Annotated in this window: 8 protein-coding genes; 1 reads left to right on the forward strand and 7 read right to left on the reverse strand. The window is 72.9% G+C overall.

Annotated elements, in window-relative coordinates; all coding sequences use genetic code 11:
- Positions 1–127 precede the first annotated feature (127 nt).
- Entirely contained in the window at positions 128–1,045 is a 918-nt protein-coding gene (locus NWP09_RS10395) for a glycine betaine ABC transporter substrate-binding protein (protein ID WP_258275443.1), read from the forward strand.
- Positions 1,046–1,120: 75 nt separating this feature from the next.
- On the opposite strand, the gene NWP09_RS10400 is transcribed toward NWP09_RS10395, so the two are convergent.
- From NWP09_RS10400 to NWP09_RS10430, 7 genes are all read right to left on the reverse strand, one after another.
- Positions 1,121–2,176, reverse strand: a complete 1,056-nt coding sequence (locus NWP09_RS10400) for an alpha/beta fold hydrolase (protein ID WP_258275444.1) — start codon at positions 2,174–2,176, stop codon at positions 1,121–1,123.
- On the reverse strand, positions 2,173–2,802 hold the full coding sequence (locus NWP09_RS10405; protein ID WP_258275445.1) for a CoA transferase subunit B: 630 nt from the start codon (positions 2,800–2,802) through the stop codon (positions 2,173–2,175). Before NWP09_RS10405 ends, NWP09_RS10400 begins: the two co-directional genes overlap by 4 nt.
- A 20-nt stretch (positions 2,803–2,822) precedes the next feature.
- A complete protein-coding gene (locus tag NWP09_RS10410; RefSeq protein ID WP_258275446.1) occupies positions 2,823–3,593 on the reverse strand; it encodes a CoA transferase subunit A in 771 nt (256 codons plus the stop codon).
- Positions 3,593–4,519 carry an alpha/beta fold hydrolase gene (locus tag NWP09_RS10415; protein ID WP_258275447.1) on the reverse strand — a complete coding sequence of 309 codons (927 nt, stop codon included), beginning with the start codon at positions 4,517–4,519 and terminating at the stop codon, positions 3,593–3,595. The genes NWP09_RS10410 and NWP09_RS10415 overlap by 1 nt, the downstream gene beginning before the upstream one ends.
- On the reverse strand, positions 4,516–5,262 hold the full coding sequence (locus NWP09_RS10420; RefSeq protein ID WP_258275448.1) for a 3-hydroxybutyrate dehydrogenase: 747 nt from the start codon (positions 5,260–5,262) through the stop codon (positions 4,516–4,518). Before NWP09_RS10420 ends, NWP09_RS10415 begins: the two co-directional genes overlap by 4 nt.
- Positions 5,259–5,924 (reverse strand): TetR/AcrR family transcriptional regulator, encoded by a 666-nt coding sequence (locus NWP09_RS10425; RefSeq protein WP_258275449.1) that lies wholly within the window; start codon positions 5,922–5,924, stop codon positions 5,259–5,261. The genes NWP09_RS10420 and NWP09_RS10425 overlap by 4 nt, the downstream gene beginning before the upstream one ends.
- Positions 5,921–7,279: class I adenylate-forming enzyme family protein (locus tag NWP09_RS10430; protein WP_258275450.1), on the reverse strand; the 1,359-nt coding region annotated here is incomplete at its 5' end. The genes NWP09_RS10425 and NWP09_RS10430, both read right to left, overlap by 4 nt.

Consider the following 7,279-nt stretch of genomic DNA (forward strand, 5'->3'; position numbering starts at 1 on the left):
CGCCATCGCCGCGCGACGTGGCCGCCGCGGCGGCCGCCGAGGCGGCGCCGGCCGGCAGCGCCCGCTGAGACTTCGGCGGCCCGCGGCCGCCGACGGACGAGAGATACGGAACGAGAGAGGACACACCATGCACAAGCGATTCATGCGCGCGACCGCGGTCGCCGCGGTCGGCGCGCTGGCCCTGGCGGGCTGCTCGTCGAGCGGCTCGGAGGCGGAGGCGCCGGAGGGCGACGCTGCGGTGACGACCGACCAGACCGACCTCACGATCGGCGTCTTCAACGGCTGGCCGGAGGGCGAGGCCGTCTCGTACCTGTGGGAGGCGATCCTCGAGGAGCAGGGCTACGAGGTCGAGCTCGAGTACGCCGACGCGGGGCCCGTCTTCGCGGGCGTCGCGGGCGGCGACTACGACGTCACGCTCGACGGCTGGCTGCCCATGACGCACGCCGACTACATGGAGCAGTTCGGCGACGACCTCGTCGACCTCGGCGCTTGGAACGACGACGCCGTGCTCACGCTCGCCGTCAACGAGGACGCCCCGATCACCTCGATCGCGGAGCTGGCCGAGAACGCCGACGCGTTCGGCAACCGCATCGTGGGCATCGAGCCCGGGGCGGGCCTCACGGGCGCGACGCAGAACAGCGTCATCCCGACCTACGGCCTCGAGGGCATGGAGTTCGTGACCTCGTCGACGCCCGCGATGCTCGCCGAGCTGAGCGGCGCCATCGACGCGGGCGAGAACATCGTCGTGACGCTGTGGCGCCCGCACTGGGCCTACGACGAGTTCGCGATCCGCGACCTCGAGGACCCTGAGGGCACGCTCGGCGCCGCCGAGGGCATCCACTCGATCGCCCGCACGGGCTTCGAGGAGGACTTCCCGCAGCTGACCTCGTGGCTGCAGGCCTTCGAGATGGAGTCGGAGCTGCTCTTCTCGCTCGAGAACGCGATGTTCAACAGCGGCGCGACGGCCGACGACTACCCCGAGATCGTCGCGACCTGGATCGCCGAGAACCAGGAGTACGTCGACTCGCTCACCGCGACCGAGTAGGCGCCTGGATGGCGAGAGGCCCCGCATCCGTAGGACGGATGCGGGGCCTCTCGCGCACGGGCTGCGGTCGATCGCCTAGTCGTTCGCCTCGACGTGCCGCAGCAGCGCCTCGCGGAACCGCTCGGGGTCCTCGATGTGCGGCGAGTGACCCGCGTGCTCGAACACGACCTCCTCGTAGGAGCCGCCGTTCGCCGCGTACTGCTCGAGCACCGCGCGGGTCTGCGACACCATCGGCTGCGGCGGCGCCGCCTCCTCGCCCGGCCAGCCGGGCACGACGCCGTGCTTGCCGAGCGTGTTGAAGTCGAAGAACGACTCGTCCGAGACGATCGCGTCATGCGCGCCGCGCACCCACAGGATCGGCGGCTTCCGGTCGAGGTCGACGATGCCGGTGAGATCCATGTGCACGGCCGACATCGTGTTGAGGATGCCGCGCGTGCCCGGCCCGAAGCCCGGCCACGACTCCGACGCGACCCCGTCGCCCGGCTGGTTGTCGGGCCCCGTCTTCGTCGAGAGCATCGACTCGACCCAGAGATCCTCGTGCTCGTCGGCGAAGCCGGGCGCGACGTAGCTCGAGCGGAACACGCTGCGGGGGCTCGTGGGCGCCTCGTCGCTCGTGTCGCCCGCCTCGAGCCGCGCGATGAAGTCGGGGTTCGCTCCCCCGCCGCCGGTGCCCGCCGCATCCGGCGTGCACAGGGACCCGTCGAGCCGCGTGCCGAAGCCCTGCGGCGGCACGGGCGCCATGAGCGTGACCGAGCGGATGAGCTCGGGCCGGTCGAGCATGAGCTGCATGACGACCCCGCCGCCCATCGACCAGCCCAGGATGTGCGCGTCCGACAGGCCCAGCGCATCCAGCACCGACGCGACGTCGTCGGAGAGGTCGCGGAGCCCCCGCGTCGCGTCGACCGGCAGCGTCTCGCTGTCGCCGTAGCCGCGCAGGTCGATCGCGACCGTCGGCCGCGGCAGCGCCTGCATGAGCGGCTGGAAGAACAGCGACGACGAGACGTTGCCGTGGATCAGCACGATGGGCCGGGCGTCGGCGTGCGCGCCCTCGAAGCCGTGGCGGAGGACGGATGCGGTGAGGCGCTCCGTGCGGACGGCGCGCTGCTCGATGCCGTCCAGGAGCGTCGTCATGCGAGGACCTCGGGCTCGGTCTTCTCGCGCAGCTCCTCGAGCGTCACGCCGGGCGCGAGCTCGACGAGCCGGAGGCCCTCGGGCGTCACGTCGAGCACGGCGAGGTCGGTGATGATGCGGTCGACGACGCCCTTGCCGGTGAGGGGCAGCGAGCACGCGTCGACGATCTTCGCCGAGCCGTCCTTCGCGACGTGCTCCATGAGCACGATGACCTTCGCGGCGCCGTGCACGAGGTCCATCGCGCCGCCGGGGCCCTTCACCATCTTGCCCGGGATCATCCAGTTCGCGATGTCGCCCGAGGCCGACACCTGCATCGCTCCGAGGATCGCCGCGTCGATCTTGCCGCCGCGGATCATCGCGAACGACGTGGCCGAGTCGAAGAACGACGTGCCCGGCAGCGTCGTGACCGTCTCCTTGCCGGCGTTGATGAGGTCGGGGTCGACCTCGTCCTCGGTCGGGTACGGGCCCACGCCGAGGATGCCGTTCTCGCTCTGGAGCACGACGGTCACGTCGTCGGGCACGTAGTTCGGCACGAGCGTGGGCAGGCCGATGCCGAGGTTGACGTACATGCCGTCCTCGAGCTCCTTCGCCGCCCGCGCGGCCATCTCGTTCCTGGTCAGCGCCATGTCAGGTCTCCTCTCGCCCTCTACGCTTCTCGCACCGTGCGGCGCTCGATGCGCTTCTCGATGTCGGTGCCGACCTCGATGATCCGGTGCACGAACACGCCCGGCAGGTGCACCGCATCCGGGTCGATCTCGCCCGGCTCGACGAGCTCCTCCACCTGCGCGATGCAGACGCGGCCCGCCATCGCCGCGGGCGGCGAGAACTGCCGGGCGGCCTTGTTGAAGACGAGGTTGCCGTGGCGGTCGCCGCGCAGCGCGTGCACGAGCGAGAAGTCGGTCGTGATCGCCTCCTCGAGCACGAACTCCTTGGGCTCGCCGTCGACGTCGAACGTCGCGGTGGGCTTCGGTGCGGACGCCTTCGCCACGGTGCCGTCGGCGTTGTAGAGCTGCGGCAGCCCGCCCTCCTGCACCTGCGTGCCGACGCCCGTGCGCGTGTAGAAGGCGGCGATGCCGGAGCCGCCGGCGCGGAGCTTCTCGGCGAGCGTGCCCTGCGGGGTGAGCTCGAGCTCGAGCTCGCCCGAGAGGTAGCGGCGCTCGAACTCCTTGTTCTCGCCGACGTACGACGAGGTCATCTTGTCGATCTGCCCGTTCCGGAGCAGCAGGCCGAGGCCCCAGTCGTCGACGCCGCAGTTGTTCGAGACCACCTTGAGGTGCTTGACCCCGCGCTCCTCGATCGCGCGGATGAGCGCCATGGGGTTGCCGGAGAGGCCGAAGCCGCCGACCGCGAGGGTCGCGCCGTCCTGGATGTCGGCGACGGCCTCCGCCGCCGACGCGTAGGTCTTGTCGATCGCCATCAGCGTGCCTCTGCTCCCTCTCGTGGTGCGTCTCCCGCGGCTGCGGCGCGCCGGACCGCGGCCGCGACCGCGTCGACTCCCGAGCCCATCAGGATCGTGTAGTGGTTGGTGCCCTCGACGTCGCCGACCTCGAGGCGCGGCAGCCGCGACTGCCACGTCGCGAGCCACTCGTCATCGTAGAGCCCGGGCGTCTCGTCGAAGAGGCCGCGGGGGCTCCGCAGCAGCGCGATCGGCACCTCGAGCGCCTCGAGCGCCTCGGCGTAGCCGTCGCGGCCGTCGAGCTCGACGAGGTTCGCGACGACCGCGTCGGGGTTCGCGGACGGGCGTCGCGCGCCTGCGCCGTCGTCGACGAGGTCGTAGTCGACGTACTCCTCGATCGCGGGGCTCCAGTAGGGGCCGAACGCCGGGTGCTGCCGCCAGAAGTCGCGGTAGGCCTCGGCGTCGGGGAACGTCATGCGCAGCCGCTCGATCGCGGGCCCGAGCACGTCCTCGGGGCTCAGCTGCGCGCCCTCGGGCGCGGGCCGCAGCGGCAGCCCGCCGTCGACGAGCACGACCGCCTCGACGAGCTCGGGATGGCGGCTCGCGAGCCGCGTCGCGACGTACGCGCCCATCGAGTGCCCGACGACGATCGCGCGCGCGAAGCCGGCCGCGCGGATCGCCGCCGCGACGTCGTCGGCGTGCTGCACCATCGAGTACGGCGCGGGAAGCGCGCGCGATCCGCCGCGGCCGCGCAGGTCGACGGCGAGCACCGGCGCGTCGAGCCGGGCCGCGAGCGGCGAGAACGACCGGTGGTTCGCCGTGATCCCGTGGATCGCGACGACGGGCGTGCCCGGCGCATCCGCCCGCCACACCGTCGCGGCGAGCTCGCCGCCGGCGACGGGCACGCGCAGCGCCCGCTCGGCGGATGGCGCGTCGGTCGCGGTCATCGGGCGCTCCACCCGCCGTCCATGACGTACGACGTGCCCGTGACCATGCCGGCGTGCGGGCCGGCGAGCCAGGTCGCGAGCGACGCGACCTCCTCAGGCTCGACAAGCCGCTTGATCGCGGCCTCGGTCAGCATGACCTTCTCGAGCACCTCCGACTCCGGGATGCCGTGCGTCTTCGCCTGGTCGGCGATCTGCGCCTCGACGAGCGCCGTCTTCACGTAGCCCGGGTTGATGCAGTTCGACGTGACCCCGTGCGCCGCGCCCTCGAGCGCCGTGACCTTCGAGAGCCCCTCGAGCCCGTGCTTCGCGGCGACGTAGGCGGACTTGAAGGCGGATGCGCGCAGGCCGTGCACGCTCGAGAGGTTGATGATGCGCCCGAAGCCGCGCTCGTACATGCCCGGCAGCGCCGCGCGGATCAGCAGGAACGGCGCCTCGAGCATGAGGGTGTGGATGCGCCGCCACATCTCGGGCTCGTAGTCCTGGATGGGCGCGACGCGCTGGATGCCGGCATTGTTCACGAGGATGTCGGCCTCGAGCGACAGCGACTCGAGCGAGGCGACGTCGAGCAGGTCGACCCCCCACGCCTCGCCGCCGAGCTCGCTCGCGAGCTGCTCAGCTGCCGCAGCGTCGCGGTCGGCGATCACGACGTGCGCGCCCTCCGCGGCGAAGGAGCGGGCGATCGCGGCGCCGATGCCGGCGGCTCCGCCGGTGATGACGGCCCTGCGGCCGGAGAGCGTGCTCATGAGTCCTCCTTGGTCAGCGCCGCGGTCGCGGCGGCGGTCTGGGTCGAGCCGGCGGTGCCGAGCGCGCGCTGCACGAACGCGACCATCTCGTCGAACACGTCGTCGGGCACGGGGGTCGCGGCGGTGCCGTAGGCGCCGTCGTCGCCGGTGGGCCACAGCACGTAGCGCATGCCGATCATCTCGCCCACGCCCATGAGCGCCCACGCGGCCACCTCGGGGTCGACGTCGCCGATCTCGCCGGCGGCGCGGGCGCGCTCGAGGCCCTCGCGGTAGCCCTCGACGATGCGCTCGTAGTGGGCGCGCATCGCGCCGGGCGAGACGTACTCGGCCTCGCGCACGACGCGGTACAGGGCGGGGTGCTCGGCGGTGAAGGCGAAGAACTCGCGGAAGCCCTCGCGCTCGGCCTCGGCGCGGTTCGAGCCGCGCGCGGCGCCGTCGCTCATCGCCTTGCGGACGCGCCGGTTGAGGTCCTCGACGAGCTGCTCGAACAGGTCGAGCTTCGACTCGAAGTACAGGTAGAACGTGCCCTGCGCGACGTGCGCGCGCTCGGTGATGCGCGCGATCGACGCGGCTTGGTAGCCCTGCTCGGCGAAGACGGCCTCGGCCGCCGCGAGCAGCTTCGCCTTCGTCTGCTCGCCGCGCTTCGTGCGGGGCGCGTTCACGCGTCGGCCCCCTGCCGCTCGAGGCCCGCCGCGAGCGCGCGCCGCAGCGGCTTGCCCGTGCTCGTGCGCGGGATCTCGTCGACGACGACGAAGCGCTTCGGGTGCTTGAAGTCGGCGATCCGCCCGTCGAGGTGCGCGCGCAGCGACGCGTCGTCGGCGGGCTCGTCGAGCACGAGCCACGCGACGAGCTCCTCGCCCCAGCGCTCGCTCGGCACGCCCGCGACCGCGGCGTCGGCGACCGCGGGGTGCTCGAGCAGCGCGAGCTCGACCTCGATCGGCGCGATCGACTCGGCGCCCGAGCGCACGATGTCCTTCACGCGGTCGACGATGCGGATGCGCCCGGCCGCGTCGCGCTCGACGAGGTCGCCGGTGCGCAGCCACGGCCCGAGCCGCGCCTCCGCGGTCGCCTCGGGGTCGCGGAAGTAGCCCTGGAAGACCGCGGGCCCGCGCACGAGCAGCTCGCCCGCGCCGGGGCCGTGCTGCACGCGGCCGTCGACGAGCAGCGCGACGTCGACGTGCGGGTAGGGCCGGCCCACCGTGCCGTCGTCGCTCGCGTCGAGCGCGAGCGCGACGTTCGGGGCGGCCTCGGTCAGGCCGTACCCCTGCAGCACGGGCACGCCCCGTCGGCGCAGCTCCGCGGTCGCGCGCGGGTCGAGCATGCCGCCGCCGACGATCGCCGTCCGGATGCTCGAGAGGTCGCGCGCGTGGAAGTCGGGGTGCTGGATGAGCGCCCGGTAGGTCGTCGGCACGCCCATCGTCGCCGTCACCCGGTGCCGCTCGATGAGCGCGAGGGCACGGCCCGCGTCGAACGTGCGCTCGAGCACGACGCGCGCCCCGATCCACCACGCGAGCAGCGGCTGGATGTTCCAGCCCGCGACGTGGTGCTGCGGCAGCACCTGCAGCACGACGTCGTCGGGCGTCATCGGGGTCGCGCGCGAGAGCGCGAGGTTGTTCCACGCGCAGTTCGCGTGGCTGAGCACGACGGCCTTCGGCGCGCTCGTCGTGCCGGAGGTGAAGAGCATGAGCAGGCCGTCGTCGTCCTGGGGGGCTCCGTGCCCGAGGTGCGTCGACGCATCCGGGACCGCGGTCTCGACGCCCGCGGCGCCGAGCGTGGCCTGGGGGATGCGATGCTCGCCGAGGCGCGCGAGCGCGGCCTCGGCGACCGGCCGGTGGTCGTCCTCGACGAGCAGGAGCGACGGGTCGGCGATGCGCAGCTGCTCGGCGAGCTCGCCCGCGGTGAGCCGCCATGACAGCGGCACGAGCATCGCCCCGGCCTTCGCGCACGCGAACAGCAGCACGACCTGGTCGGCCGTCGAGCCCGTCACGGTCGCGATGCGCGCACCGCGGCCGTGGCC

It is taken from the genome of Agrococcus sp. HG114 (assembly GCF_024723325.1).
Taxonomy (GTDB): Bacteria; Actinomycetota; Actinomycetes; order Actinomycetales; family Microbacteriaceae; genus Agrococcus.